This window comes from Brevundimonas sp., assembly GCF_032055285.1.
GTDB lineage: Bacteria > Pseudomonadota > Alphaproteobacteria > Caulobacterales > Caulobacteraceae > Brevundimonas.
In genome coordinates, this window is the sequence record NZ_DAMBRE010000001.1 from 596,814 (window position 1) to 621,467 (window position 24,654).

Here is a 24,654-nt window from a genome sequence, read left to right on the forward strand (position 1 = left end):
AATCCGAGCATCGGGCGTTGGGGCAAGCGGGCGGCGTCCAGTCCGGCGCAACCCTCGATCCTCGGGTCAAGCCCGAGGATGACGGCGGGCGTGGCGTCACGCCCCCGGCAGTTGCAGCAGGTGTTTTGCGATGATGTTCAGCTGGATTTCGCTGGTGCCGCCCTCGATGGAATTGGCCTTGGTGCGCAGCCAGTCGCGGGCGGCCTGCCCCTCCTTCGAGCGCTCGCCCTCCCATTCCAGCGCGTCCGAACCGCCCGCCGCCATGGCCAGTTCGTGGCGGCGCTTGTTCAGCTCCGAGCCGTAGTATTTGAGAACCGAAGCGACAGCCGGGTGGGCCTGTCTGGCCTTCACCTGATCCCCCACCCGCTCCATCGCCAGACGGAAGGCGGCGGCGTCGACATCGTAGTCGGCGATGCGAGCGCGCAAGAGCGGCTCGTCCAGCCGCCCGGCGTCGTCCACGCCCAGAGCATCCATCGCGACCTGCCCCAGCGGGCGGCCGACGCCGACATCGCCCATGGCGCCGATCATGGTCCGCTCGTGCGCGAGCAGGGCCTTGGCCACGTCCCAGCCGCGGTTCAGCGTGCCGACAAGGTTCTCTTTCTCGACGCGCACGTCGTCGAAGAAGGTCTCGCAGAAGGGCGACTTGCCGCTGATCAGCGTGATGGGGCGGGTGCTGACCCCCGGCGTCGCCATGTCGAACAGGACGAAGCTGATGCCCAGATGCTTGGGCGCCTCGGGGTCGGTGCGGACCAGACAGAAGATCCAGTCGGCCTTGTCGGCGTAGGAGGTCCAGACCTTCTGGCCGTTGACGATCCAGTGGTCGCCGCGATCCTCGGCGCGCGTCTGGATCGAGGCGAGGTCGGAGCCTGAGCCCGGTTCAGAATAGCCCTGACACCAGCGGATCTCGCCGCGCACGATGGGGGGCAGGAAGCGCTGCTTCTGCTCCTCGGTCCCGAAGGCCAGCAGGGCCGGACCCAGCATCCAGATGCCGAAGCTGGCGAGCGGCGCCTGCGCCTGGATGCGACGCATCTCGGAGGCCAGAACCTTGGCCTCTTCACGGCTCAGACCACCGCCCCCGTATTCGCTGGGCCATTCCGGGGCGGTCCAGCCGCGCGCCGCCATGCGGTCCAGCCAGAGCTTGTGCGCGGGGGTCTTGAAGACGGGGTTGCGGCCACCCCAGACATAGTCCTCGTCGCCGTCGCGCGGACCGCGCACCTCCGGCGGGCAGTTGGCCTCCAGCCAGACGCGCGTCTCGGCGCGGAACGTCTCCAGATCGGCCATCTCGCGTGCCCTTGCTGCGTTTCCCTGAAGCCACGCTAACAGCAATCCGTTGCGATTGGCTACGGTCTCTTGGATGCGGAAACACCTTGGCCGTTCGAGCGTTGGCCCAGGACACGAAAGAGGCCCGTCCCCATGATTCTTCTGACCCGCATCGTCTTCGGCGGCGCCAGCCTGTTGTTGCTGCTTCTGGCGCTCGGCCTGGTGTTTCTGGGAGTCTGCGAAGCCCTGCGCGCCGTGGTCAGTCCGGACCATTCGGGCGTGGACGCCCTGCTGGACGTGCTGGGCTACATCATCGTCGCCATCGCCGTCTTCGACGTGGCCAAGTACCTGTTCGAGGAAGAGGTCCAGCGCGGCAAGGAAAAGCGCAGCGCCGCCGAGGCCCGCCGCAGCCTGACCAAGTTCCTGTCCACCATCGTCATCGCCGTCTTCCTCGAGGCCCTGGTGGTGGTGTTCAAGACGGCGCGCGAGGACGTGGCCCTGCTGATCTATCCCACCGCCCTGCTGGTGGCGGCGGTGATCGTGCTGGTGGGCCTGGGCGCCTTTCAGCGCTTTTCGGCCGCGGTGGAAGAAAAGGTCGGGGTCGAGGACGAGGCGGCGGATCGGGCCGACGCCGCCAAGGCCGCCCGGCGCAGGACCGTCGTCAAACCACCGGCGTGATCGCGGGCTGACCCGACAACACCGCCAGCAGGTTCTCGACCACCAGTCCGGCCATGGCGGCGCGGGTCTCAAGCGTGGCCGAGCCGACGTGGGGGGTCAGGACGCAGCGCGGATGGTCCAGCAGGGCCTGGGGCACGCGGGGCTCATGGGCGAAGACGTCGAGGCCCGCGCCGAACAGGCGATCCTCGCTCAGGGCGGCGATCAGGGCCTCTTCGTCCACCACCCCGCCGCGCGCGATATTGATCAGGACGCCGTCGGGACCGAGGGCGGCCAGAACCTCGGCGTCGACCAGCTTGTCGGTCGTCGGCCCGCCCGGCGTAGCGATGATCAGCACGTCCACGGCCTCGGCCAGCGACCGGGCGCTGTCGTGATAGGCGTAGGGCGCCCCCGCGACCGGGCGGCGGCTGTGATAGGCGATCGATCCGCCCAGCGGCTCCAGCCGTCGTGCGATGGCCGCACCGATGCGGCCGAGGCCCAGAACGCCATAGCGCCGGGCGCTGGCCCGGCGGGTCAGGGGCGCGCGTTCGCCCGCCGTCCAGCGACCGCTGCGCAGGTGCTGCTCGGCCAGCGGCAGGGCGCGCAGGGTGTTCAACGTCAGGGCCAGGGCCAGATCGGCCACGTCCTCGGTCAGGACGTCGGGAGTGTTGCTCACGACCACGCCGCGCGAGCGGGCGTGATCCACGTCCACCCCGTCATAGCCGACGCCGTGAACGGCGATGAGCTTCAGGTTCGGCAGGGAATCGATCAGGGCGGCGGAGGCCGGGCTGCCGCCGAAGACGACATAGGCGGTCGCCGCCTCGGCCTGTTCCGGGGTGGGCGCGCCGTCCAGCGTCTGAAGCGCCAGGCCGGAGGCGCGCAGCGGCGTCAGCAGGCTGTCGGGCAGGCCCGGCGCCAGAAGGACCAGGCCGGTCATTTCTTCGACGGCAGGAAGGGCGAGAAGGTGATGACGGTGAAGGTGTCGCGGATGTGCGGGCGAGTCTGCACCTGCTTGGTCACGAAGGTGCCGATGTCGGCGTCTTTCGGCAGCTGGAACTTGGCCAGCAGGTCGTGCTGACCCGAGGTCGAGTAAACTTCCGACACGTTTTCAACATTGTCGACCAGATCGGCGGCGACGTCGTTGGCGTAGCCCAACTCGCATTTGATGAAGACGAAAATGGCGGTCATCATGGTCGGAACCTCCCGTTCAAGCGGAGGTGCATAGCGGATGGAAACGGCATGGGTAAGGCTCCGGCGACACTGACGGCCCCTCCAGTCGATTACGAGGCGGCTTACAACAATCGAGAACGGGTGCCGGGACACCCGGCGATCCTGAAACGATGGCGAGAGGATTCGGCCCGCGTCATCGACGCCCGCCGTCCCGAAACCGTCGAATACGGCCCCGGCGAGCGTCAGAGGATGGAATGGTTCGACGCCGGTGCGGGATCGCCGACCGCCGTCTTCATCCACGGCGGCTATTGGCAGGCGCTGGACCGGGCCTGGTTCGCCTGGGTGGCCCCGGCCCTGCTGGATCACGGAATCAGCGTGGTCATTCCGGGCTACGACCTGGCCCCGACGGTCAAGGTCGGCGCCATCATCGGTCAGATGCGGCGGGCGACCGAGCTGGTGCGCGACCGCACCGGCAAACGGCCCCTGGTCTTCGGCCATTCGGTCGGCGGGCACATGGCGGCCTGCATGCTGTCCGAGGGCCGGGCGCGGGCGGCGATGGCCATCTCGGGCGTGTTCGACATCGAGCCGCTGATCCACACCTCGCTGAACGCGGCCCTGGGGCTGGACGCCATGACGGCGCGGGCCCTGTCGCCGATCCACTGGCCTGCCCCCAACGGCGGGGCGCCGGGCGGGCGGACGCTGGACTGCTGGGTCGGCGGGGCGGAAAGCAACGAGTTCATCCGCCAGAGCCGCCACATGGCCGCCGAATGGGGCGGCAAGGGCGCCGACACCCATGTCGAGGTGCTGGACGGGCTGGACCACTTCACCATGCTGGACCCGCTGGCCGACAAGGACAGCGCCATGGTCAAGCGGCTGGCTACCCTGGCCACGGCGGAATAGGGCGCCGCTTACCAGTGTTGATCCCGGTGTCACTTGACGGGGGCGCCGGGAACCGACGATCTGCGGGCTGCAAGGCCTGAAGGAGACCCCATGCGACACGACCGCCTCAGCGTGCTGACCGCCCTCGAAACCCAGGGCGTCGTCCCGGTCTTCTATCACGCCGACCCGGAGGTCTGCGCCGAGGTGATCCGCGCCTGCGCCCGCGGCGGGGCCAAGGCCATCGAGTTCACCAACCGCGGCGACTTCGCCTGGGAGACCTTCACCGCCCTGTCGAAGCAGTTCGCCCAGACCGATCCCGACATCATCATGGGCGTCGGCTCGATCCTGGATGCGCCGACGGCGGCCCTCTACCTGGCCTCGGGCGCGCGTTTCGTGATCAGCCCCTGCCTGGTCCCCGAGGTGGCGCAGGTCTGCAACCGCCGTCAGGTCGCCTATTCGCCGGGCTGCGGCTCGGTGCGCGACATTTCGGAAGCCCAGGCCCTCGGCTGCGAGATCGTAAAGCTCTTCCCCGGCGCCTCGGTCGGCGGACCGGACTTCGTCAAGGCGGTGCTGGGCCCCATGCCCTGGACCAAGATCATGCCGACCGGCGGCGTCGACCCGGACGAGGCCTCGATCGCCAAATGGTTCGGCTCGGGCATCGTGGCGGCGGGCATGGGGTCCAAGCTGATCACCGACGCGGCGATCCAGGCGAAGGACTGGGCCGGCATCGAGGCCAAGGTGCGCCAGACGGTCGAGGCCATCGCGGCCTTCCGGGCGAAGTAACCGCCCCCAATTGGCCCCCTTCCCCCTCGAGGGGGGAAGGGTCGGGGATGGGGGTGTAGAGCGCAACATGGCCGATGGCGCGCATGAGGCGCTTCCCCGATCTCCCGAGCCCCAAGGGATAGGGCCTGCAAACACCCCCTCCCAACCCTCCCCCCTCGAGGGGGAGGGCTATTGAAAACACCAATACGCAACATCAATTCAGCCAACAAAAAAGGCTCCGCCGGTTCGACCAGCGGGGCCTTCTTTATTCAGACGCTTCGTCGCCTCAGGCGGCGGCTTCGGCCTTGGCCAGCTTGTCCTGGTGGGCCTTCATGCCCAGGGCGATCAGCTCGGCGGCCTCGCCGGCGTCGCCCCAGCCCTTGACCGTGACCGACTTGCCCTTCTCCAGATCCTTGTAGCGGGTGAAGAAGTGCTCGATCTGCTCGATCAGGATGGCGGGCAGCTGACGATAGCTGGAAACCTCAGTGTAGTAGGGGTTCAGCTTGTCGACCGGCACGGCCAGGATCTTTTCGTCGCCGCCGGCTTCATCGACCATCTTCAGCACGCCGATGGGGCGCGAGCGGATGACGCAGCCCGGCACCACCGGGGTCGGGTTCAGCACGATGACGTCGCAGGGGTCGCCGTCGTCCGACAGGGTGTGCGGCACGAAGCCGTAGTTGCCCGGATAGTACATGGCGGTGTGCAGGAAGCGGTCGACGAACAGGGCGCCGGATTCCTTGTCCATCTCGTACTTCACCGGCAGACCGCCTTGCGGGATCTCGATGATGACGTTGATGTCCCACGGCGCATTCGGGCCGACCGGAATGGCTTCGATGTTCATGTTACGCTCTTATTGCAGGTGCGAACGGGGAGAATTGACGCGCGTGATAAGCTTTGCGTCGCCGAACAGCAAGCTTCAGGGCGGGCTTTCACGGCGATCGCCCTTGCTCCATAGGCCCGACTGAAGGCATCAACAGGGCATGACCCTGTTCGACTGGATCGCCCTCTTCCTCTTCTTCGTCGCCTGGCTCGGCTATGGCCCGATCCTGGGGCTGATCGCCCGACGCAGCGGCTCGCTCAACGACGACATGTTGATCGTCCGCGACAGCTGGATGACGGCCATGACCCACCGCGAGATGCGCCTGATCGACAGCCAGTTGATGGGGCATTCGATCAACTCGGCCTCCTTCTTCGCCTCGACCAACCTGCTGCTGATCGCAGCGGTGGCCGGCATCCTGTTCGGCGGCGAGAACGCGCTGAAGGGCTTCGCCGCCGTCGGGGCCGAGGCCGTGCCGATGAAGATTCTGGAGGCCAAGCTGGCCCTGGTCCTGGTCTGCCTGGCGCGCGGCTTCCTCGACTTCATCTGGTCCCTTCGCCAGATGAACTACGCCCTGGCCCTGATCGGCGCGGCGCCCGAGATCCATGTCGAGACCGACCGCGTCGCCTATGGTCACGCCGTGGCCCAGGTGCTGAACCCCGCGCTGGGCGGCTTCAGCCAGGGGGTGCGCGGCTACTACTTCGCCCTGGCGGCGGCCGCCTGGCTGTTCGGGCCTCTGTGGCTGGCCCTGGGCGTGATCTCGGCCTTCGGCCTGCTGGTCTGGCGTCAGGCCGGATCGCCGGCGGCGCAGGCCGTGCGGGCGGCCAGGCGGCTGTTGGAGCGCAGTTAGGCCCGACTTTGGTCTTATTGCAGCCGCGAACGATTCGTGCGGACACCTCGCCTCGCGCCGCGTAACGACGAAACGGATTTTCGTAACAGCCTGTGATCGCGAGTCAAAAATCGGCGCTTGAAATTTTGTGCGCTGCAACCTAACTTGGCTTTCGACGCTTTCGGGCGTCTTGCCCTTCCTGGGCGTTTCCTCCCTATAGACTTTATATGCCGCGCCCCCGGGCGCGGCTTTTTTTTGATCCGCAGCCCGGGTCAGACGAAGTCTTCGCCCAGGGCCGCGATCGCCCGGTTCAAACCCGACCGGCACCGGCCCCAGCCGACCGAGGGCGCGCCCGCGATCTCGTCCCAGTAAAGCCGCCGGTTCAGTTCGATCTGGATCGCCTCGAAACCTTCCTCGGGCCGCCCCCAGAGCTGTGTCGCATACCCGCCCGCATAGGGTCGGTTCAGCGCCACGCGCCAGCCCAAGGCCTCGAACAGCACCCGCAGACGCCGCGCCAACTCAGTTGCGCAGGCCGTCCCGTGACGATCACCCAGCACCACGTCCGGCCCGTTCGGCCCCGTGGCTCGCGCCGGCATGGAATGCCAATCGATCAGCACCGCCCGCCCGTGGCGCGCCCGCGCCGCCTGCATCTGCTCGGCCAGGGCCGCGTGATAGGGGGCGTGGACCCGCGCAATGCGCGCCCTCGCCTCCGCCAGCGTCAGACGGCGATCGTAGAGCGGCGTCCCGTCGCCCGCCAGGCGCGGCACCACGCCATAGCCGGCCTGGGTCTTCAGCCCCGGCGGCGGCCCCTCGGGACAATCGAGAATCAGGACCGGATCGAGGTCGTCCGGCGCCCGGTTCAGATCGACATAGGCCCGGCCGATTTGTCCGACGATCAGAACCGCCCCCGCCGCCGCCGCCGCAGTCAGCATCTGATCCACCGCCGCGTCCTCGGCGCTGCGCAGCGAGGCCTCCAACAGCCCCTTAGCCGCCCCCATGTCGTCAGGATAGAGCCCGCCCGAATGGGGCGAGGCGAACACCAGCGGCGTCGCACGCCCGCTCGGCGCGGGCGTCAGGCTGAAGGTCGCATCGGTCGCCGCAGGGATCATGGCTTGGCCATAGCCTGATTTATCCCCGACCGCGCCCTCTACGCGCTCGCCCTCAGAACGATTTTCACTGCGAGTTTACAGTTCGGCGCCTAGGGTCCGCTTCGGTATTCAAGGACTTGACCCCGCATGGCGCGTATTCTGCTGGCCGAAGACGACGGCTCGCTTCGAGGCTTCCTGACGCGGGCGCTGGAACGCGCCGGTCATACCGTGGTGGATTGCGAGAACGGCGATGACGCCATCGACGCCCTGGAACAGGGTCCCTACGACCTGCTGCTGACCGACATCGTCATGCCGGGCGCCGACGGGATCGAGGTCGCGCGCGTCGCCGCGGTGCGCCAGCCGGGCATCCGCATCATGTTCATCACCGGCTTCGCCGCCGTGGCCCTGTCGGCCGCCCAGGCCACGCCCCAGGCCAAGGTCCTGTCCAAACCCGTCCACCTGCGCGACCTGGTGAACGAGGTCGAACGCATGATCGCCGCCTAACGAAAAAATACGAAAAAAGAAGACACAAGCCTCTTGCGGCCCCCGCGAACTGCGGGTTATAGACGCCGCCTTCCCGCCCACCGACACACCAGTCGGACGGGCCGCAGAAAAGGCGGACGCGTAGCTCAGCGGGAGAGCACTACGTTGACATCGTAGGGGTCACAGGTTCAATCCCTGTCGCGTCCACCATTTTCTCTCTTGAAATCGGTAGCTTAGGCCAAGCCCGAAAGGGGACTGTGGCCTCCGCGGATACGGTGTTGCCAAGTGTTGCCAAGTGCCGGGGTGGCGCGAGCCAAGACGTTCAATGCAGCGCCGCGCCCCGACGCGTCGACGACTTGAGTTGCAACGGGTTGCAACCGAAACCTGTTGAAGCTGTCGGCTTTGTGGTTAGAAGAGAGGCCAACCTCGATCAGTTGAGTTGGCAACCAGTGCTCATCAAATCCAGAACATCATCTCCCTGTAGCGCGCGAGTGCGTGCGCGCCTTGCACGCGCCTCCGATACGGACATTCTAACGCTTACTGACGTGGCGCGGATACTTAGATGCGATGAAGACACTGTCCGGCGCATCCCGCGCACACTGTTGAAGGCGAGAAAGGGACCGGGGAAATGGCTGCTTTATCTCCGCTCGGACGTGTTGATCTATGTCGCCGGTTTGCCTGTTGCGGGTTCGTCGGTTGGCGTCACCCCTGAAGGACGTCCGAACCGACGCGTCTCGGTCCCCACCTTTGATCCGGCTGCACTGGCCCGTGAAATGGGTCGTGCCGGTCATGCCTAAAGCGTTCAAGGTCGGCGCGCTCACGGCGCGTCCGCATGTGCGGGGCGGCGTTCCGTCTGGGCGATGGCAGGTCGATGTCCCTGACAACCTGACCCTTTCCGGCAAACGTAAGAGGGTCATGTTCCCTTCGGCCCGTGAAGCCGAACAAGGTGCGCGGGCGATCCTGTTGGAAGTCCAGTTGAACGGAGCATATGGGCGTCTGCCGCAACAGGACCGCATAACGCCATCCTTGGCCGAGGTCGCCGAGCACTGGGTCCGGGATCAGCAAGTCCGCGTGGACGCTGGGAAAAAGCGCAAGAGCAGCTTGGTGACCAACCTCTACCAGTTGGCTCCGCTCCTAAGTCCATCAGGATGTCATAGAGGTCGTTGGCGCAATCTGTCTCGCTCACATCGTAGCTCGCCATGGCGAACTTACCATCACTCAGGATGGCCAACGCCTTGTCGAGGCTTTCTCGCTGCTCGGGTAGCAGGACGGCGCCGTGGGTGGTCAGGAAGGCCTCGAGGCGACTCTCGGTATTACCGAACTCCGACGCGATGACCTCACAGGCCTCATGCCAGTCCATATCTGGCCGATTAGCCTTCGGCGAGAAGGAGCGAAAGAAAGCGGTGAAGGCAGACGCGGCTTCAAACTCCTTCTGAAACAAGAAGTCAGACTTCTTCAGCCTTGCCTTGTGACTTTCGACGGTGTGGGCGAGTTCGCTCCGCAGACGCTCGATCTCGGAATCGGTGTCAGCTCTCAACCTAGCCTCGAACGCCTTCGTGTCTTGGGCCAGCATCTCTTTGAAGATCGCCTTGCCCAGAAAGCCCAATACCCCGAGCAGGAGCGTATTGCCCGCCAGCGTTGTCAGGACGAGTTGAATGTCAGTCATCGCCACCCCCAGTGCGTGCTCCGCTTTCCATCAATCGCCCTGAAGGGGCAACGTCGATCCGCTCCCCTCGAAGCGGCTGTAACACGGCGCGGGCACGCGTCGGCCGACTGCCGTTATCTTGCTACGACTCGGGAATGGCCCGAAAGTCTGAACCACTTTAGGTGGAGGCGGGCGATGGCAGGCAAGGCGGACGACAGAACGCAGGGGCTAGTGCTTCGTCTAGTGCGAGATAACGTGACGCCGGAGCAGGCGGTGGCTTCCTTGAACACAAGCGCCGCTTCCTGTGACCGAACGACTGCCCCGACGTTGTCGGAGTAGACGATCAACGTGATGAGGCCTTCTGTAGCGCCCGCATCCCGAAGGATGTGTCCCATCACGATTTCGGCCACGGTAGATGACGCCGCTGAGCCGGTTGTGAGGCCGCTAAGGACCTCGGGGCTTTCACGCTCCGGCTTGCAAGGCGCGGAGTGTCTCACACCAGGACCTACGTTCCCTTGACCTGTCAGATACTCCTTAGAGTTTCCCGGTCGGACCTTGAGGTGTTCCACGGAGAGATGCCGATGGATGACCTCGGGAGGTAGCCCGGTCAGGCTAGCATCTTCCGGGCCTTGTGCTTCGCGGCCCTGAGATCGCCCAACCGCAGCCGGTTCTCGATCTCTGCATCGAACCGTCGAACCCGGTCCTTGGCGTGTTGCTTCAGCATCGCCCACTCGGTCTTCGAGAGCATTGGTGCTTGGCCCCGACAGATGGCGGACAGCATTTCGGCGGGTCGCTCCGGAAGTCGCAGCGCGATGGAGCGGTCTCCTGGGTCGTGTGCGGCGGCTTCGGTGATCATGGCCGTCGAATAGGGTGCATCCGTGTGTGTGTCTACAAGTGTTGCCAGAGAAAATTTTGCAACAAATGCTGTCTACATGTTTGGGTTGCTGCCAATTGTCCGCGTTGACTGGCCAAATGGTATGTTTTGTCGGAGCATGATCCTTGACGTGACCGGAGCACTTGTTAGCGTTGATCTATAGGAGGTGCTCATGCGCGTAGGTGATCAGGCCGTGTTCAGGGGCTATACGAAACGATTTAACGACGTGCCCGACGTGTTCTGGCGCGGAGACGTCCTCGTGGTCGCCGACGTGGATGATGAAGGCATCTATCGCTGTGAGGCCGTCGCCTCGGACGGTAGGGCGATTGCGGGTCGATCCGACATGGTCTTCGCCGAGGAGGTCATTCCGCTAAACTATGCGGCACGCCCGCCTGTCCTCCCGGAAGGGCCATGGGAGCCGACACCGAGGGCCAGCATGTCAGACGTCAGCCGCATCCTGTCTCAACCCCAGTCCCAGGACTTCGCTGACCTCCGCGACCGGGCGGCCTTCCTGTTCATCACAGGTAGCCATCCCTCGCACATACGTGCCTTCTTCACGCAAGCGCTGTCGCTAGTCTCCAAGATGCACAATCAACCGACCGCCTTTGACGCTCGGCAGGGCTCCCTGAAGCTGAATGCCGATATGGTTGCCCGCCTGGACTTGAATGACCATCCCATGGTCCAGCAGGTGCGGCGCTTCACGGAAGATGGCTGGCGGATAAAGCAGGTCTTCGGCCCCAATGCGAGGAAGCCGCACACCCAGGTGCTGCTGTGGAAAGGGCAGCGGCTCGTCACCGTCAAGATCGACGGCTCCGTGCTTGATTACTGGGCTTGAGGAGCGTGTTGCCAAATGTTGCCAAACGCACCCCTATTCACCCCCAAATGCGCTACATGTGTGGGTGGCGTTGCAACTCGTTGCACAACCAAGTCATTGAAAATGTGTGCATCTTTTCCATTCGGGCGAACGGTGCGGTATTTTGACATCGTAGGGGTCACAGGTTCAATCCCTGTCGCGTCCACCATTCTTTTCAAGCAGTCAGAGCTTTCGCCCGAGGCCTTGTTCGGGAGGTTTGCGGATTCCTTGGCCAAGCTAGGCACGCGCGCCTGACGCGCGAGGCGGTGGCGGGAAATAAATGTTTCCCTAAGCCAAACGGAACACCAGCGTTCGGCGGTCGTTTTCCTTCATGGAGGAGCGCCGCATGTTTTGGGCGAGGGAGGGGCGCAGCCTGGCTGGAGGGCCAGGCCTGCGCCGCGCATCAGCGTGCATTCGATGACGTCGCGAGCGGTCAGCTTGCGGCGCAGCCCGACTGTGCCGGCGGATACCGCGACCTTGCGAATCATGAACGCCGTCGCGCGACTGTCCGAGGAGGAGCGGGCCCTTATCCGGCGACTGTGCGTCTTTCAGGAAGTCATCGCCGCCGGTGAAGCCTTCACTGGCGAGGGTCTTGCTCCGACGCCGCGCTTGATCCTCAGCGGCTGGGCCTGCCGTCAGCGCACCTTGGCGGATGGCCAGCGGCAGATCTTCGGCTTTCTCCTGCCCGGCGACGGCCTGGGACTGAGCGCAGAGCCTCGCCCCCTGGACGAGACCACGACCGTTGCCCTGACCCGAGTGGAATGCGTCGACGCCGTGATGCTGCGGGAAATCCTGTCGCTCCGGGACCCGCGCCACGATCGCCTGCGACGCGCCCTGGTCGCCGCCCGTCGGTACGAAGACATATGCCTGTTGAATCACGTGGTGCGGTTGGGGCGACAATCAGCCCTGGCCCGAACGGCGCATCTGCTGCTGGAGTTGCGCGACCGCCTGCAGCGAGCGGGCCTATGCAGCGCAGAGCGCATGCACCTGCCGCTGACACAGGAAGCCCTGGCGGACGCCCTTGGCCTCAGCCTGGTCCACGTCAGCCGCACCCTCAGCCAGATGAAACGCAATCGGCTGATCTCGGTCCAGAACGGTTGGCTGACCTTTCTGGACGAAGCCTATCTGAGGTCGGCCTGCGACTACGCCGCCGAAGAGCCCGTCCTTCACTGAAACCCGCCACAACAAGACAGAGAGCGCGTCATGATCCTGCATCGTTTTTCGCCTCGGCAGCACGCGGTGCGCGACTCTCGTCGAAGGGCGCCTCGAACCCCTTTATTGCTGGCGACAGTGGCCGCCAGCGCCTTGGTCGGACCTGGCGTCGCCCTGGCGCAGGACGGGGACCTGGCCGCGCGCGTGGCGCGACTAGAGGCCCTGGTGGTGGAACAGCAGAAACGCATCGAGGCCCAGGACGCCCTCCTGGCTGAGCGCGCCGCGGGAGCCACGCCTTCAGAAGCGGCGCCGTCCGACGTCGATGGTCGATGGCGCGTTCAGACCGACGCCTCGGGTAGAGCGGTCTTCGCCGATCGCGACATGGCGAGCCTGCGCGCCGGCCAGGCCACGAACCAGACCAGCAGTCAGATGAACCTCAACGGCCAGCCCCAGACCACGCCGGCGCCGGCGGGGGCGCCGCCGGTGGAGCCGCCGCTGCTGCAGGCCCGGCGTGAACAGTTGGCGGCCATCCCCGAAGGCATCGCCGTCCTGACCCGCCCCGGTCGGCTGACGGTCGATGTATCGAGCGAATATACGCGCTCCAGCGCCAATCGACTGGTCTTCCGCGGCATCGAGATCGTGCCAGGCGTGCAGATCGGCGTGATCGAGGCCAATGAAGCCGATCGCGATACGGGCGTGGCGACCATTGCAGCCAAGTATGGCGTCTCCTCTCGCATGGAGGTCGAACTGCGCGCCCCCTATGTCTGGCGCAACGACACCATCACCACGGTGCAGCAGCGCGACGAGGCGGTGACCCGCACCATCGACCTGAGCGGCGACGGCATCGGCGATGTGGAGGCCGCCGTCCGCTATCAGATCAACGGCGGCGAGCGCGGCCGCCCCATCTTCATCGCCGGGCTGAGAGCCAAGAGCAACACCGGCGAAGGTCCCTTCGACATTCCACGCGACGAGTTCGGCGTGGCGACCCACTTGGCCACCGGCTCGGGCTTCTGGGGCGTCGAGCCCAGTGTCAGCTTCCTCTACCCCAGCGACCCGGCGGTGATCTTCGGCAGCCTGAGCTACTTCGCCCATCTGCCGCGCGACATCGACAAGACGGAAGGCGATGTTCTGATCGGCCGGGTCGATCCTGGCGATGCGATCGGCATGTCCATCGGCTTCGGCTTCTCCCTGAATCCGAAGTTCTCGTTCTCGCTCGGCTACAAGCACAACTACATCCGCCCCACCGAAAGCGAACTGAACGGCTCAGTGGAGAAATCGGATTCCCTGCAGGTCGGAGCCTTGCAGTTCGGCATGTCCTACCTGCTGTCCGACCGGTTCAGCCTGAACGGCAATTTCGAATTCGGCGTCACGGAAGATGCGCCAGACATGCGCTTCATCCTGCGGCTGCCGATCATCTTCTAGGGATTCAAAGAAAGGCTTCGCTCCGGAAGCGGAGCCTTTCAGCGCCCTAGCGAGCCGACCAGGGAAGTGTTGAGATCATAGGTGATCTGCGCCGCGCGCTGTTGCGCGCTTGTGGCCGCCTGCATCGCCGCCAGGTCCGGCAGGTAGAGGTTCAGCTCCATATCCTGACGCAGATTGCGATTGTTGGCGCTGTTGACCATCAGGTTCTGCAGCTGTCCTGTCGTTACGTTGTGGATCAAGGCCGTCGCCCCGTCGCCGTCGATCACAGCAACCCCGCCGCTGACCCCGCTGAGCCCCGTCAGGTCGATGCCGCTGTTCAACAGGGCGGTCATGGCGCTGGCCAGGTCCATCGCGCCAGGCACATCGCCGCGCGTCTGCTGCGTCACCGCACCGGTCGGCGTCCAGGTCAGCTGGGTCTGCAGCGCCAGCTTGTCGTCGATGTAGGATCGTATGACCACGCCAAAGCCGAAGGTGAAACCGTTGGTGGTGATGAAGCCTCCGCGCAGGGACGACAGGTCCTCATCGGACAAGGCTTGCGGCCCAACCTCCGCCGCGACGGCGGGAGACGCCGACGGCGAGGACCAATCGGGACCGCCGTCGACCTCGAGCATGGGGCGCACCCAGGCGGGCGCCTTCGCCGCCGCCTCGTTCGCCAGGGTGATCGGCGTCAGGGCCGTCACTGCGAAGAGAGCAAGAATGGAAGCCCGTCGCATGATCGTCACCGCAGATACGGGTCGATGGGGAAGCGCGTGGTCACCTGATAGAGCGGCGGCAGCTCACGCGTCAGTTCCGCCAGGGAATGATTGGGCAGGGCCTGGGCCGGGCGTGACCGGTTCCAGGGCGTCCACTCGGTCGCCTGATTGAATCGATCGGCCGGTTCGCGAACAACGAAGGCGATGCCGTTCCACATCGAGACGAATTGTTCGCGACTGTAGATCTTCAGGCCCAGAGCCGGATCGCCGATCAGGACCCGTCCGGCGTCGTCTCCCTTGAAAACCACGAAATGCTTGTAGCCCGCAGTGTCGATCATGACGATCGCCGGCTTGTTCATGCTCGCCAGGTTGTCGATGTTCAGTCGGTAGCCGTCGGCATGATAGCCGTTCGCTTCGAGAAACTGCTTCATGTCCAGAAGCGAGAAGCCGACACGACGGATCACGTCCTGATCGCCGGCGGCGTACATGGCGCGAAAGATCTGCTCCTCGCCGACCTCGCGGTCATAGTGATAGCGCAAGAGGGTCGCCAGAGCCGCCGAGCCGCAACTGAAGTCGTAGCGTTGGCGCACGACAGTGCGGAACGGGATGTCGCGATAGCTGACGACATTGACCCGAGACGGAGCCGGGCCGCTGCTGAGAAGCATGTCGGCGCTCGCGGATGAAGCGGGCGTCATAACCGCGCAAACGACCGCAACCACCAGGCCCGCACCCATGCCGGCGCCCAAGCCGCCGCTCAGACCGGATCGCGAGCCCTTGCGTGTCACGGGGTCGGTCCCGTGGTCACGATGTTGATCGTAATGGCGCCTTGAAGGTTGTTGTTGTGTCCGGTGTTCATCACGAAATTGCCCACGCCGCTGTAGCCGGCGAAGGCATTGGCGCCGACCGTGATCCCGCCGGATCCTACAGTGTTGGCCACGACGCTATTGCCGCTGTTGGTGGCCTTGAGCAGTTGATCGCTGGCGACGATGACGTTGACGCCCTGGCGACCGTTCAGGTCCTGAAGCTCGCTCAGGTCCAAGGGCCGGATGTCTGGTTGGGTCGAAGGGGTCGTCGCCGGGGGCTCGTCGGGCATCAAAGCCTGAGGCTGAGCGACCGGATCGGCGCCGCCTAGCAAGAGCGCGGCGACAAGAATGGTAAGCATGGCTTCCTCCCAAAAAGGATCGGCGGCCGGTTGAACCGGCCGCCGACATTACGCTTGAGGTTCAGCCGCCGTTGCCGAAGGTCACGTTGGCATTGGCGCTGACCGCCGTGGCAGCCTGACCGACCGAAGCTTGGCCGGTGATGTTGCTGACGGTCTGGATGCCGGCGAAGCCAGCGAAGGCGCCGCCGCTTTGGCTGATGTCGCCGCTGCGCAGACGACCGTTTTGCGGGCCATTGCCGCCTTCAGACATGTCGAAGCTCAGATCGCTGACGTTGGCCGCCAGAGACTGATTGCTCAGCGACACCCGCCAGGTCGAGTTGTCGTTGAACGAGTCGGTGATGCCGACATGGGTCGAGTTGTCCGAGTTGTCGTTGAACGAGTCGGCGATATCGACCGCCAGGTCCAGATTGGTCGAGTTGTCGGTGTTGGTCGAGTTGTCCGAGTTGTCGTTGAACGAGTCGGCGATGTCGACCGCCAGGTCCGTCGAGTTGTCGGTATTGGTGGAATTGTCGTTGCCCGAGTCGTTCGTCGAGCTGTCGTTGAACGAATCGGCCACGGCGACGTCGAGGTTGGTCGAGTTGTCGTTGCCCGAGTCATTCGTCGAACTGTCGTTGAACGAATCGGCGACGCCGAGGTCCAGGTCGGTATTGGTCGAGTTGTTCGAATTGTCGTTCAGCGAATCGGTGATGCCGAGATCGACATCAGTGCTGTTGTACGAGTCCGTTGCGGTCGTATTGCCGCCGACCGGACCATTCGGGCCGCTCGAATTGGATTGAGCCTGAGCGAAGCTCGCAAAGGCGAGGGCCCCCGCCAGGACAGCCGCCGAAGTCATCAATTTGGCACGCATATCTTTAGCCTCCAGATCAAAGTGGATACGGAGGTTCCTCCACCTCCGGACAACCCAATCGCCCAGAACGACCGACGTTCCGCATTCCCGCGATAGGCGAAACCATTGAAAACGGGCTATTTCCGACCACGCTCCGGTGTCGCAACCCTCATTTGTTATGGTCGGCGAGCGTCACGAACATCAGGGCCGCTCATTTGACGGGTACGCCACCCAGAATAAAGATCGCGTCGATGCGAGACCGGCGTCGGCCATCAGCTTCACGCCTCTCCATGGCGTTCGGACGCTGCGGATGCTAAGCGCGCGGACCATGACGACGCCCCCTATCGAACGCATCCGCAATTTCTCGGTGGTCGCCCACATCGACCACGGCAAGTCCACGCTGTCGGACCGGCTGATTCAGCACACCGGCGGCCTGACCGCGCGCGAAATGTCGGCGCAAGTCCTTGATAACATGGACATCGAGAAGGAACGCGGCATCACCATCAAGGCGCAGACCGTGCGCCTGCACTACAAGGCCCAGGACGGGCTGGACTATGTGCTGAACCTGATGGACACGCCGGGGCACGTCGACTTCGCCTATGAGGTGTCGCGCAGTCTCGCCGCGTGCGAGGGCTCGCTGTTGGTGGTGGATGCGTCACAGGGCGTCGAGGCGCAGACCCTGGCCAATGTCTATCAGGCCATCGACAACAACCACGAGATCGTGCCGGTCCTGAACAAGATCGACCTGCCCGCCGCCGAACCGGACCGAGTGCGCGCCCAGATCGAGGACGTCATCGGCATCGACGCCTCCGACGCCGTCATGGCCTCGGCCAAGTCGGGCATCGGCATCGAAGAGGTGCTGGAGGCCATCGTCACCCGCCTGCCGGCGCCCAAGGGCGACGTCAACGCCCCCTTGAAGGCCATGCTGGTCGACGCCTGGTACGACCCCTACCTGGGCGTGGTCCTGCTGGTGCGCGTCTTCGACGGCGTGCTGAAGGCGGGCCAGCGGGTGCAGATGATGCAATCCGGCTCGACCCATCTGGTCGACCGCGTCGGCGTCTTCCTGCCCAAGAACACCCCGGTCGAGCAGCTTGGCCCGGGCGAGGTCGGTTTCATCACCGCCCAGATCAAGGAAGTGGCCCACGCCGCCGTCGGCGACACCATCACCGACGAGAAGAAGCCGACCGCCGAACCGCTGAAGGGCTTCAAGGAAGTCCAGTCCGTGGTCTTCTGCGGCCTCTTCCCGGTGGACGCCGCCGACTTCGAGGACCTGCGCGCCGCCATCGGCAAGCTGCGCCTGAACGACGCCAGCTTCACCTTCGAGATGGAATCCAGCGCGGCCCTGGGCTTCGGCTTCCGCTGCGGCTTCCTGGGCCTTTTGCACCTGGAGATCATCCAGGAGCGCCTGAGCCGCGAGTTCAATCTGGACCTGATCGCGACGGCCCCCTCGGTCGTCTACAAGATCGGCAAGCGCGACGGGACCGAGATCGACCTGCACAACCCGGCCGACCTGCCCGACGTGATGCAGATCGAGAGCATCGCCGAGCCGTGGATCAAGGCCACCATCCTGACCCCCGACGAATACCTGGGCGGCGTGATCAAGCTGTGTCAGGACCGCCGCGGCACCCAGGTCGAGCTGTCCTACGTCGGCAGCCGCGCCCTGGTGGTTTATGAGCTGCCGCTGAACGAAGTGGTCTTCGACTTCTACGACCGCCTGAAGTCGATCTCGAAGGGCTACGCCAGCTTCGACTATGAGCTGACTGACTACAAGGTCGGCGATCTGGTCAAGATGAGCATCCTGGTCAACGCCGAGCCGGTCGACGCCCTCAGCATGCTGGTCCACCGCGGCCGCGCCGAGACGCGTGGACGCGGCATGGTCGAGAAGATGAAGGAGCTGATCCCGCCCCACATGTTCGTCATCCCGATCCAGGCGGCCATCGGCGGCAAGATCATCGCCCGCGAAACCGTCCGCGCCCTGCGCAAGGACGTGACCAGCAAGTGCTACGGCGGCGACGCCACCCGCAAGAAGAAGCTGCTGGAGAAGCAGAAGGCCGGCAAGAAGCGCATGCGCCAGTTCGGCAAGGTCGAAATCCCGCAGGAGGCCTTCATCGCCGCCCTGAAGATGGACGAGGATTGATCCTCGCCACAGACGGCTGAATCTTGAAAGGGGCGGAAAGCAGGGCTTTCCGCCCCTTTTTCATGCCGCCCCCAACATGAACATTCGTTCACATACGAATGTGTCGCGTTGCCGTGGCGTCAGGCGCGATTAAGGTCCCGGCCCAGCATTATCTGTTGGGGACTGAAACCTATGCGCCTTGCCGCTTCCTCCGTAGCCTTGGCCGCCCTTGTGGCTGTCGCTTCGCCCGTTCTGGCCCACGCGCCCGCCGCCGCGACGGCCGTGACCGCGCCCTCGGCCACGCCGCTGCGCGGGGCGCCGGTGTCCGAACTGGTCGCCCGCGTCGACATTCCGTGGAAGCGCTTCCAGCTGGAGAACGGCCTGACCGTTCTGGTCCATGAGGACCGCAAGGCGCCGGTGGTCGCAGTGTCGGTCTGGTACAATGTCGGCTCCAAGGACGAGCCCAAGGGCTCGACTGGCTTCGCCCACCTGTTCGAGCACCTGATGTTCGGCGGGTCGGAGAACTCGCCGTCCAGCCACATCCAGACGATGAACGCCGCCGGCGCCACGGGCCTGAACGGCACGACCTGGTTCGACCGCACCAACTACTTCCAGACGGTGCCGACCCCGGCGCTGGACTACACCCTGTATCTGGAATCCGACCGCATGGGCTATCTGCTGGGGCAGGTCAGCCAGGAGGTGCTGGATCTGCAGCGCGGCGTCGTTCAGAACGAGAAGCGCCAAGGCGACAACCAGCCGTACGGCCTGACCTATTACGCCACGCTGGAAGCCCTCTTCCCCGAGGGCCATCCCTATCGCCACTCGACCATCGGCTCGATGGCCGACCTGGACGCCGCCAGCATGGAGACGGTGCGCGACTGGTTCCGTCAGAACTACGGCCCGAACAACGCCATCCTGGTGCTGTCGGGCGACATCGACGAGGCCAAGGCCCGCGAACTGAGCCAGCGCTACTTCGGCGCCATCGCCCGCGGCCCTGTGCACACCCCGGTTCCGGCCGACGTGCCGACCCTGGCGGCGCCGGTCGAGCAGGTGCTGCATGACCGCGTGGCCCAGACCCGCATCAGCCGCACCTGGACGACGCCGGGCCTGAACGACCCGGACTCGGTGCCGCTGAGCGTGGGCGCCTCGGTGCTGGGCGGCCTGGCCAGCTCGCGTCTGGACAATGTGCTGGTGCGCGACGAGCAGATCGCCTCCAGCGTCTCGGCCGGCAACCAGACCTTCCAGCGCGTCAGCATGTTCAGCTATTCGGCCATGGTGAAGCCGGGCGCCGACGCCGACGCCGTGGCCCGCCGCATGGACGCCGTTCTGGCCGACCTGATCGCCAACGGCCCAACCCAGGACGAGATCGATCGCGTGGTGACGCAATACGCCTCGCGTCGCATCCAGGGTCTGGAAATGGCCAACGGCAAGGCCTCGGTCCTGGCCGAGGGTCAGCTCTATTCGGGCGACCCCGACTTCTACAAGAAAGAGCTGGCGGCCTATGCGGCCGTGACCCCGGCCCAGGTTCAGGCCGCGCTGAAGAAGTGGCTGAGCCGCCCGGTCTATAGCCAGATCGTCATGCCGGGCGAGCGTGAGGCCTATGTCGACGCCGCCGCCGCCCCGTCGGGCGCGACCCCGACCCCGGCCGCGCCGATCCAGCGCGTGGCCCGCGAAGCGACTCCGGCCATCGGCCAGGTCTCCAACGTCGACTTCCCCGCCGTCGAGCGCGCCGCCCTGTCGAACGGGATCGAAGTGGTCTACGCCCGCTCGACCACCGTGCCGGTGACCCGCGTGGCGCTAGAGTTCGACGCCGGCGTGGCCGCCGACCGCGCCGACCGCCTGGGCGCCCACACCCTGATGCTGAACGTCATGCAGGAAGGCACGACCACGCGCGACTCCAAGGCCCTGGCCGAGGCCCAGGAACGTCTGGGCGCCAGCGTCTCGGTCGGCTCGTCGATGGACCGCACCACGGCCAGCCTGTCGACCGTGACCACCAACCTGCGGCCGTCGCTGACCCTGCTGTCGGACGTGGTGCGCAACCCCGCCTTCGCTCCGGCCGAGGTCGAGCGCCTGCGCGCCCAGCGTCTGGCCGGTCTGGCCAATGAGAAGACCCAGCCGGCCGCCATCGCCGGCCGCGCCCTGCCGCCGCTGATCTACGGCGAAGGCCACCCCTATGGCCGTTCCTTCAGCGGCACCGGCGACGAGGCGGTGATCCGCAGCCTGACGCGCGCTGATCTGGCCGCTGACCACGCCGCCTGGATCCGCCCCGACAACGCCAAGCTGTTCGTGGTCTCGGACCTGCCCCTGGCCGAACTGAAACCGCAACTGGAAGCCGCCTTCGGCGACTGGCGCGCGCCGACCTCTGCCAAGGGGACCAAGGCCTTCAACGCCGCCCTGCCCCAGACCTCGGCGCGGATCGTCCTGATCGACCGCCCGCAGTCGCCGCAGTCGCTGATCTACGGCGGTCAGGTGCTGCCGGTGTCGGGCACCGACGACATCCTGACCCTGACCACGGCCAACACCGTGCTGGGCGCGGACTTCCTGTCGCGGATCAACGCCGACCTGCGTGAAACCAAGGGCTGGTCCTACGGCGTGCGCGGTAACGTCAGCACCCTGCAGAACCGCTCGCCCTACATCGTCAACGCCCCGGTTCAGGCCAACCGCACGGGCGAATCCATCGCCGCCCTGATCGGTCAGTATGAGCGCTTCCTGGGCGCCGACGGCGTGACCCAGGCCGAGCGCGACCGCACCGTCCTGGGCGACACGCGCGGCCTGTCGGGCAGCTATGAGACCTCGGCTCAGGTGCTGGGCGCCCTGCGCTCCAACGCCCTCTATGGCCGCCCCGACGGCTATCAGGAGGCTCTGGCCGGCCGCATCAACGCCCTGACGGCGGAACAGATGGACGCCGCCGCCCGCGCCGCCATCAAGCCGGACACCTTCGTCTGGGTGGTGGTCGGCGACGCCTCCGTGGTCAAGCCGCAGTTGGACGCGCTCGGCCTGCCGGTCGAGGTCCGTGCGGCCACGGCGCCGACGACGACCCAGTAAGGCCGGTCAGTCGACACGAACGGAAAGGCCGGCGGGGCGACCCGCCGGCCTTTTTCGTTGGGGGCCTAGCGCTTTCTGAAACGCGCCGCGTCGGCGGCCAGGCTGGAACCCCAGCCGGTCGTGGGGTGATCGGGCTCGGCCACGAAGGGCAGTTCGCCGGCGAGGCCCCGGATCGCCAGCGCCAGAGGCAGGGCGTAGTGCGGCAACAGGCGCAGAGGCTTGCGGCGCTTGTCGGTCACGTCCCAGCCCAGGGCCTCGAAGGCCTCGGCCAGATCGGCGCCGGACAGGCGGTGGATATCGTCCCAATCGCTCGGCAGAGCCACGGCCTCGGCTTCGTCGCCGGTCAGGCCGAACAGGGCGCTGGTCAGGGCGTCGATCTCGGGAAATTCGTCGCGGGCGTCGGGATCGGCGTAGCGCGGCTTCATCAGCGCCTTCAGTTCCAGATCATCAACGCCAGGCAGGTCGATCAGGCGGCGCAGGGTAGAGTTGGTCATGGCCCGCTGTAGCGAAAACGGCGGCCTCCGCGAAGAGCCCGCCGTCGTCATGGTCAGCCGGCGGCGCCGGCCTGGACGGTCTGGGCTTCAAGGTCGCAGCGCTTGGTGACGGCGGCCTGTTGCAGGGCGTCATACTCGCCTTTCAGGCGGCCCAGCTCTTCCTTCTTGTCATTGCCGCCGGCCAGGAAGAAGAGGGCCGGCCAGAACAGGACCAGACCCACGCCCATGGCCAGGGCGTCGTTGCTGGCCTGCTTGCGCTGATGGCCCGTCACTTCATCGACACGGTGGCCGATGCGGACCAGTTCGCCGCGGATCTCACCGCAGTCATAGCCCTGATATTGCAGCGGCGAGACATAGCTGGCCGAAATCTTGTCCGGCGAGGTCGCGCAGCCAGCCAGAGACAGAGCCGCGCATACCGCGACGAAGGCTTTGATTTCCATGGATCCCCCCGGATCGAACGCTCACGGCGACGACCATGAGATAACAACGGCATCTCATATCGCAGAACAGTGTCCAGCAGCCTCACGTCGGGCGCGAGGTTGACCCGGTTCGCATGGCGGAGGACGCTGGCTGACCTGCTGGAACTGAAGGCTTTTCATCCATGCCGACCGACCTGCCGACCGCCGCCCGCGCCCCGCGCCTGGCCGTTCTGATCGACGGAGAGAACGCCTCGGCCCGGATCGCGGAGGCCCTGTTCACCGAGATCGCCACCCTGGGGGAGGCCAGTGCGCGGCGCATCTATGGCGACGCGGCCAGCCCGGCGCTGAAGTCCTGGGCTGAGGTCCTGCCGCGCTGGGCGATTCAGTGGCAACAGAATTTCCAGAACACCAAGGGCAAGAACTCGGGCGACATCGCCCTGGTCATCGACGCCATGGACCTGCTGCATTCCGGGCGGTTCGACGGCTTCTGCCTGGTGTCGTCCGACAGCGACTTCACCCGCCTGGCTCAACGCATCCGCGAACAGGGCGTGCCGGTCTACGGCTTTGGCGAAAGGAAGACGCCCGAGAGCTTCCGCCAAGCCTGCACCCGCTTCATCTATACCGAGAACCTGACCGGTCGAGGCGGCGGCGCGGACAATGACGAGACCGTCCCCAGGCCCGTCGCCGAGAAGAAGCCGTCGGACGCCGTGCGTCTGATCGCCGCAGCCATCGCCGACATGGACGAGGACGGCGACGGCTGGGTCAATATCGGCGGCATCGGCAATCGGCTGAGGAACGCCTATCCTGACTTCGACCAGCGCACATACGGTCACGCCAAGCTGTCGGACCTGATCCGCGCCACGGGCCGTTTCGACGTCGAAGCCGGAGCCGGCGGGGCCATGCGGGTGCGGGTCAAACCCCGCTGACAAGCGGAACCATTCACGTAACGATGTTGCCACAAATGGAAACGAGGGGCAGGATGGCCTCTAGTTTCGTCGATGCACGGAGTCCGCCATGCTGTTGATCGCCGCCGCCGCCCTGTCCTTGGTAAGCGCGCCCGTCCCCCAGAATGACGACGACGCCCGTCCACGCGTCATCTCCAGCACTCCGTCGCGCGCCATTTCGGCCCGAGCGCCCACGGTCCCCGACGGTCCCACGCGCACGGTCTGCAGCCGTGAGCGGGCGATGGACAGCAACATCCAGCGCCGCGTCTGCCGCGAAGTGCCGATCAACACTTCAGGCCGGGAGCGGATGTCCGGCGACTACCTGCGGCAGATGCAGAGCATCGGGTTGAATTCCACTGATGGCCCCAATCCCCGCCAACCCGGCGGCCGTCCGGTGAACTGACATGTTGATCGCCCTGTTCGCTGTCGCGCTCCTGTCCCAATCCCCCCAGGCGACGCGCGAGACGTCACCCCCGGCGACGCCTGAGGCGACGGTGGTCGCGCCCGTGAACGTATCGGGGACCCGCGTCATCACCGCCCGCGCGCCCACCCTGCCGGACGGCCCGACGCGCGTGGTCTGTTCGCGCGAACGGGCGATGGACACCAACATCCAGCGTCGCGTTTGCCGGCGCGTGCCGGTGAACAGCAGCGAGCGCGAACGCATGGCCAGCGATATGCTCAAGGATATGCAGCGCTTGGGCCGGATCGAAGGCGACTGATCGCCCATCAATCACCAAGGAGGACCCTCATGCTGGCCTCACTCTTCCTGGCCCTGACCCTGTCCGGCCCCGTTGCGGCGCCGGTCCACGCCCAGTCGGCCTCGGCCATGCCGGTAGGACACGTCGTACCGGACCGATCCGCCGCCGCGCCGGGCCAGGCCACCCGAGAGGTCTGCCATCGCGGCAAGAGAACCGGCTCGAATGTGACGCAGGACCTCTGCCAGCGGGTTCCGGCCGAAGCCCCAACCCGCCGTTCGGCCCGCCGCTAGACCCTGCTTTCGGCCTCCTGTCCGCAACCGGTTCTGGGAGCGGGTGAAAGACGGATGTTTGCGCCTCGCCGCGCCCCCTG

At 65.8% G+C, this 24,654-nt stretch carries 27 protein-coding genes and 1 tRNA gene; 15 read left to right on the forward strand and 13 right to left on the reverse strand.

Annotated features, from left to right (window positions below):
- Nucleotides 1-96: 96 nt before the first annotated feature.
- On the reverse strand, nt 97-1,281 hold the full coding sequence (locus RTY13_RS02995; RefSeq protein ID WP_312781024.1) for an acyl-CoA dehydrogenase family protein: 1,185 nt from the start codon (nt 1,279-1,281) through the stop codon (nt 97-99).
- Nucleotides 1,282-1,413: 132 nt separating this feature from the next.
- Here RTY13_RS02995 and RTY13_RS03000 point away from each other — a divergent pair, with 132 nt between their 5' ends.
- On the forward strand, nt 1,414-1,938 hold the full coding sequence (locus RTY13_RS03000; protein WP_312781025.1) for a GNAT family acetyltransferase: 525 nt from the start codon (nt 1,414-1,416) through the stop codon (nt 1,936-1,938).
- Here RTY13_RS03000 and RTY13_RS03005 read toward each other — a convergent pair.
- Nucleotides 1,922-2,851, reverse strand: coding sequence for a 2-hydroxyacid dehydrogenase (locus tag RTY13_RS03005; protein WP_312781027.1), 930 nt, complete (start codon nt 2,849-2,851; stop codon nt 1,922-1,924). The two genes, RTY13_RS03000 and RTY13_RS03005, sit on opposite strands and share 17 nt — an antisense overlap.
- A complete protein-coding gene (locus tag RTY13_RS03010) occupies nt 2,848-3,105 on the reverse strand; it encodes an Lrp/AsnC ligand binding domain-containing protein (RefSeq protein WP_040347054.1) in 258 nt (85 codons plus the stop codon). Before RTY13_RS03010 ends, RTY13_RS03005 begins: the two co-directional genes overlap by 4 nt.
- 48 nt (nt 3,106-3,153) lie before the next feature.
- Between RTY13_RS03010 and RTY13_RS03015 the strand changes: the two genes are divergently transcribed.
- Nucleotides 3,154-3,984, forward strand: a complete 831-nt coding sequence (locus RTY13_RS03015; RefSeq protein ID WP_312781028.1) for an alpha/beta hydrolase — start codon at nt 3,154-3,156, stop codon at nt 3,982-3,984.
- 90 nt (nt 3,985-4,074) lie between these two features.
- The gene (locus RTY13_RS03020) at nt 4,075-4,746 is read left to right on the forward strand and encodes a bifunctional 4-hydroxy-2-oxoglutarate aldolase/2-dehydro-3-deoxy-phosphogluconate aldolase (protein ID WP_312781029.1); all 672 of its coding nucleotides are present in this window, start codon (nt 4,075-4,077) and stop codon (nt 4,744-4,746) included.
- A gap of 265 nt (nt 4,747-5,011) precedes the next feature.
- Here RTY13_RS03020 and ppa read toward each other — a convergent pair whose 3' ends face one another.
- Nucleotides 5,012-5,566 carry an inorganic diphosphatase gene (gene ppa, locus RTY13_RS03025; protein ID WP_312781030.1) on the reverse strand — a complete coding sequence of 185 codons (555 nt, stop codon included), beginning with the start codon at nt 5,564-5,566 and terminating at the stop codon, nt 5,012-5,014.
- Nucleotides 5,567-5,705: 139 nt separating this feature from the next.
- On the opposite strand from ppa, the gene RTY13_RS03030 reads away from it, so the two are divergent.
- Nucleotides 5,706-6,392 carry a DUF599 family protein gene (locus tag RTY13_RS03030; protein WP_312781031.1) on the forward strand — a complete coding sequence of 229 codons (687 nt, stop codon included), beginning with the start codon at nt 5,706-5,708 and terminating at the stop codon, nt 6,390-6,392.
- 251 nt (nt 6,393-6,643) lie between these two features.
- Here RTY13_RS03030 and RTY13_RS03035 read toward each other — a convergent pair whose 3' ends face one another.
- Nucleotides 6,644-7,480, reverse strand: coding sequence for an N-formylglutamate amidohydrolase (locus RTY13_RS03035; protein WP_312781033.1), 837 nt, complete (start codon nt 7,478-7,480; stop codon nt 6,644-6,646).
- A 126-nt stretch (nt 7,481-7,606) separates the two neighbouring features.
- Between RTY13_RS03035 and cpdR the strand changes: the two genes are divergently transcribed.
- A complete protein-coding gene (gene cpdR / locus RTY13_RS03040) occupies nt 7,607-7,963 on the forward strand; it encodes a cell cycle two-component system response regulator CpdR (RefSeq protein WP_312781035.1) in 357 nt (118 codons plus the stop codon).
- 114 nt (nt 7,964-8,077) lie between these two features.
- Nucleotides 8,078-8,152, forward strand: a tRNA-Val gene (locus RTY13_RS03045).
- A gap of 703 nt (nt 8,153-8,855) precedes the next feature.
- Here RTY13_RS03045 and RTY13_RS03050 read toward each other — a convergent pair.
- Nucleotides 8,856-9,608, reverse strand: a complete 753-nt coding sequence (locus RTY13_RS03050; RefSeq protein ID WP_312781037.1) for a hypothetical protein — start codon at nt 9,606-9,608, stop codon at nt 8,856-8,858.
- A 586-nt stretch (nt 9,609-10,194) separates the two neighbouring features.
- The gene (locus RTY13_RS03055; protein ID WP_312781038.1) at nt 10,195-10,443 is read right to left on the reverse strand and encodes a hypothetical protein; all 249 of its coding nucleotides are present in this window, start codon (nt 10,441-10,443) and stop codon (nt 10,195-10,197) included.
- A gap of 190 nt (nt 10,444-10,633) precedes the next feature.
- On the opposite strand from RTY13_RS03055, the gene RTY13_RS03060 reads away from it, so the two are divergent.
- The 3 genes from RTY13_RS03060 to RTY13_RS03070 all read left to right on the forward strand — a co-directional run bounded on the left by RTY13_RS03060 (nt 10,634) and on the right by RTY13_RS03070 (nt 13,888).
- Complete coding sequence (locus RTY13_RS03060) at nt 10,634-11,296, forward strand: hypothetical protein (RefSeq protein ID WP_312781039.1); 663 nt, start codon at nt 10,634-10,636, stop codon at nt 11,294-11,296.
- A 504-nt stretch (nt 11,297-11,800) separates the two neighbouring features.
- Nucleotides 11,801-12,487 (forward strand): Crp/Fnr family transcriptional regulator, encoded by a 687-nt coding sequence (locus RTY13_RS03065; protein WP_312781780.1) that lies wholly within the window; start codon nt 11,801-11,803, stop codon nt 12,485-12,487.
- A gap of 105 nt (nt 12,488-12,592) precedes the next feature.
- The gene (locus RTY13_RS03070; RefSeq protein WP_312781041.1) at nt 12,593-13,888 is read left to right on the forward strand and encodes a transporter; all 1,296 of its coding nucleotides are present in this window, start codon (nt 12,593-12,595) and stop codon (nt 13,886-13,888) included.
- A gap of 38 nt (nt 13,889-13,926) precedes the next feature.
- On the opposite strand, the gene RTY13_RS03075 is transcribed toward RTY13_RS03070, so the two are convergent.
- From RTY13_RS03075 to RTY13_RS03090, 4 genes are all read right to left on the reverse strand, one after another.
- A complete protein-coding gene (locus RTY13_RS03075; protein ID WP_312781042.1) occupies nt 13,927-14,601 on the reverse strand; it encodes a hypothetical protein in 675 nt (224 codons plus the stop codon).
- Nucleotides 14,602-14,606: 5 nt separating this feature from the next.
- Complete coding sequence (locus RTY13_RS03080; RefSeq protein ID WP_312781044.1) at nt 14,607-15,245, reverse strand: C39 family peptidase; 639 nt, start codon at nt 15,243-15,245, stop codon at nt 14,607-14,609.
- Nucleotides 15,246-15,361: 116 nt separating this feature from the next.
- Nucleotides 15,362-15,742: a hypothetical protein gene (locus RTY13_RS03085; protein ID WP_312781046.1), complete on the reverse strand. Its 381-nt coding sequence runs from the start codon at nt 15,740-15,742 to the stop codon at nt 15,362-15,364.
- Nucleotides 15,743-15,803: 61 nt separating this feature from the next.
- The gene (locus RTY13_RS03090) at nt 15,804-16,589 is read right to left on the reverse strand and encodes a hypothetical protein (protein ID WP_312781047.1); all 786 of its coding nucleotides are present in this window, start codon (nt 16,587-16,589) and stop codon (nt 15,804-15,806) included.
- A 307-nt stretch (nt 16,590-16,896) separates the two neighbouring features.
- Here RTY13_RS03090 and lepA point away from each other — a divergent pair, with 307 nt between their 5' ends.
- Nucleotides 16,897-18,705, forward strand: a complete 1,809-nt coding sequence (gene lepA / locus RTY13_RS03095) for a translation elongation factor 4 (protein WP_312781048.1) — start codon at nt 16,897-16,899, stop codon at nt 18,703-18,705.
- 171 nt (nt 18,706-18,876) lie between these two features.
- Nucleotides 18,877-21,729, forward strand: a complete 2,853-nt coding sequence (locus tag RTY13_RS03100) for a pitrilysin family protein (protein WP_312781049.1) — start codon at nt 18,877-18,879, stop codon at nt 21,727-21,729.
- 65 nt (nt 21,730-21,794) lie between these two features.
- Here RTY13_RS03100 and RTY13_RS03105 read toward each other — a convergent pair whose 3' ends face one another.
- Nucleotides 21,795-22,223 (reverse strand): hypothetical protein, encoded by a 429-nt coding sequence (locus RTY13_RS03105; protein ID WP_312781051.1) that lies wholly within the window; start codon nt 22,221-22,223, stop codon nt 21,795-21,797.
- 53 nt (nt 22,224-22,276) lie between these two features.
- Nucleotides 22,277-22,663: a hypothetical protein gene (locus RTY13_RS03110; protein WP_312781053.1), complete on the reverse strand. Its 387-nt coding sequence runs from the start codon at nt 22,661-22,663 to the stop codon at nt 22,277-22,279.
- 161 nt (nt 22,664-22,824) lie between these two features.
- On the opposite strand from RTY13_RS03110, the gene RTY13_RS03115 reads away from it, so the two are divergent.
- The 4 genes from RTY13_RS03115 (at nt 22,825) to RTY13_RS03130 (ending at nt 24,574) form a co-directional block, all read left to right on the forward strand.
- Nucleotides 22,825-23,568: an NYN domain-containing protein gene (locus RTY13_RS03115; protein ID WP_312781054.1), complete on the forward strand. Its 744-nt coding sequence runs from the start codon at nt 22,825-22,827 to the stop codon at nt 23,566-23,568.
- 88 nt (nt 23,569-23,656) lie between these two features.
- Nucleotides 23,657-23,989, forward strand: a complete 333-nt coding sequence (locus RTY13_RS03120) for a hypothetical protein (protein WP_312781055.1) — start codon at nt 23,657-23,659, stop codon at nt 23,987-23,989.
- Between the two features lies 1 nt (nt 23,990).
- Nucleotides 23,991-24,305: a hypothetical protein gene (locus RTY13_RS03125; RefSeq protein WP_312781056.1), complete on the forward strand. Its 315-nt coding sequence runs from the start codon at nt 23,991-23,993 to the stop codon at nt 24,303-24,305.
- Nucleotides 24,306-24,334: 29 nt separating this feature from the next.
- Nucleotides 24,335-24,574: a hypothetical protein gene (locus tag RTY13_RS03130; protein ID WP_312781058.1), complete on the forward strand. Its 240-nt coding sequence runs from the start codon at nt 24,335-24,337 to the stop codon at nt 24,572-24,574.
- Nucleotides 24,575-24,654: the final 80 nt, after the last annotated feature.

Excerpts from the sequence above, each read along its gene's own strand:
- RTY13_RS03035 (WP_312781033.1), bottom strand. The coding sequence starts at position 7,480 with ATGATCCCTGCGGCGACCGATGCGACCTTCAGCCTGACGCCCGCGCCG.
- RTY13_RS03080 (WP_312781044.1), bottom strand. The coding sequence starts at position 15,245 with ATGCTTCTCAGCAGCGGCCCGGCTCCGTCTCGGGTCAATGTCGTCAGC.
- RTY13_RS03115 (WP_312781054.1), top strand. The coding sequence starts at position 22,825 with ATGCCGACCGACCTGCCGACCGCCGCCCGCGCCCCGCGCCTGGCCGTT.
- lepA (WP_312781048.1), top strand. The coding sequence starts at position 16,897 with ATGACGACGCCCCCTATCGAACGCATCCGCAATTTCTCGGTGGTCGCC.
- RTY13_RS03010 (WP_040347054.1), bottom strand. The coding sequence starts at position 3,105 with ATGATGACCGCCATTTTCGTCTTCATCAAATGCGAGTTGGGCTACGCC.
- RTY13_RS03065 (WP_312781780.1), top strand. The coding sequence starts at position 11,801 with ATGAACGCCGTCGCGCGACTGTCCGAGGAGGAGCGGGCCCTTATCCGG.
- RTY13_RS03075 (WP_312781042.1), bottom strand. The coding sequence starts at position 14,601 with ATGCGACGGGCTTCCATTCTTGCTCTCTTCGCAGTGACGGCCCTGACG.
- RTY13_RS03090 (WP_312781047.1), bottom strand. The coding sequence starts at position 16,589 with ATGCGTGCCAAATTGATGACTTCGGCGGCTGTCCTGGCGGGGGCCCTC.
- RTY13_RS03125 (WP_312781056.1), top strand. The coding sequence starts at position 23,991 with ATGTTGATCGCCCTGTTCGCTGTCGCGCTCCTGTCCCAATCCCCCCAG.
- RTY13_RS03020 (WP_312781029.1), top strand. The coding sequence starts at position 4,075 with ATGCGACACGACCGCCTCAGCGTGCTGACCGCCCTCGAAACCCAGGGC.
- RTY13_RS03005 (WP_312781027.1), bottom strand. The coding sequence starts at position 2,851 with ATGACCGGCCTGGTCCTTCTGGCGCCGGGCCTGCCCGACAGCCTGCTG.
- RTY13_RS03110 (WP_312781053.1), bottom strand. The coding sequence starts at position 22,663 with ATGGAAATCAAAGCCTTCGTCGCGGTATGCGCGGCTCTGTCTCTGGCT.
- RTY13_RS03130 (WP_312781058.1), top strand. The coding sequence starts at position 24,335 with ATGCTGGCCTCACTCTTCCTGGCCCTGACCCTGTCCGGCCCCGTTGCG.
- RTY13_RS02995 (WP_312781024.1), bottom strand. The coding sequence starts at position 1,281 with ATGGCCGATCTGGAGACGTTCCGCGCCGAGACGCGCGTCTGGCTGGAG.
- RTY13_RS03100 (WP_312781049.1), top strand. The coding sequence starts at position 18,877 with ATGCGCCTTGCCGCTTCCTCCGTAGCCTTGGCCGCCCTTGTGGCTGTC.
- RTY13_RS03050 (WP_312781037.1), bottom strand. The coding sequence starts at position 9,608 with ATGACTGACATTCAACTCGTCCTGACAACGCTGGCGGGCAATACGCTC.
- RTY13_RS03105 (WP_312781051.1), bottom strand. The coding sequence starts at position 22,223 with ATGACCAACTCTACCCTGCGCCGCCTGATCGACCTGCCTGGCGTTGAT.
- cpdR (WP_312781035.1), top strand. The coding sequence starts at position 7,607 with ATGGCGCGTATTCTGCTGGCCGAAGACGACGGCTCGCTTCGAGGCTTC.
- RTY13_RS03085 (WP_312781046.1), bottom strand. The coding sequence starts at position 15,742 with ATGCTTACCATTCTTGTCGCCGCGCTCTTGCTAGGCGGCGCCGATCCG.
- ppa (WP_312781030.1), bottom strand. The coding sequence starts at position 5,566 with ATGAACATCGAAGCCATTCCGGTCGGCCCGAATGCGCCGTGGGACATC.
- RTY13_RS03000 (WP_312781025.1), top strand. The coding sequence starts at position 1,414 with ATGATTCTTCTGACCCGCATCGTCTTCGGCGGCGCCAGCCTGTTGTTG.
- RTY13_RS03120 (WP_312781055.1), top strand. The coding sequence starts at position 23,657 with ATGCTGTTGATCGCCGCCGCCGCCCTGTCCTTGGTAAGCGCGCCCGTC.
- RTY13_RS03060 (WP_312781039.1), top strand. The coding sequence starts at position 10,634 with ATGCGCGTAGGTGATCAGGCCGTGTTCAGGGGCTATACGAAACGATTT.
- RTY13_RS03055 (WP_312781038.1), bottom strand. The coding sequence starts at position 10,443 with ATGATCACCGAAGCCGCCGCACACGACCCAGGAGACCGCTCCATCGCG.
- RTY13_RS03015 (WP_312781028.1), top strand. The coding sequence starts at position 3,154 with ATGGGTAAGGCTCCGGCGACACTGACGGCCCCTCCAGTCGATTACGAG.
- RTY13_RS03030 (WP_312781031.1), top strand. The coding sequence starts at position 5,706 with ATGACCCTGTTCGACTGGATCGCCCTCTTCCTCTTCTTCGTCGCCTGG.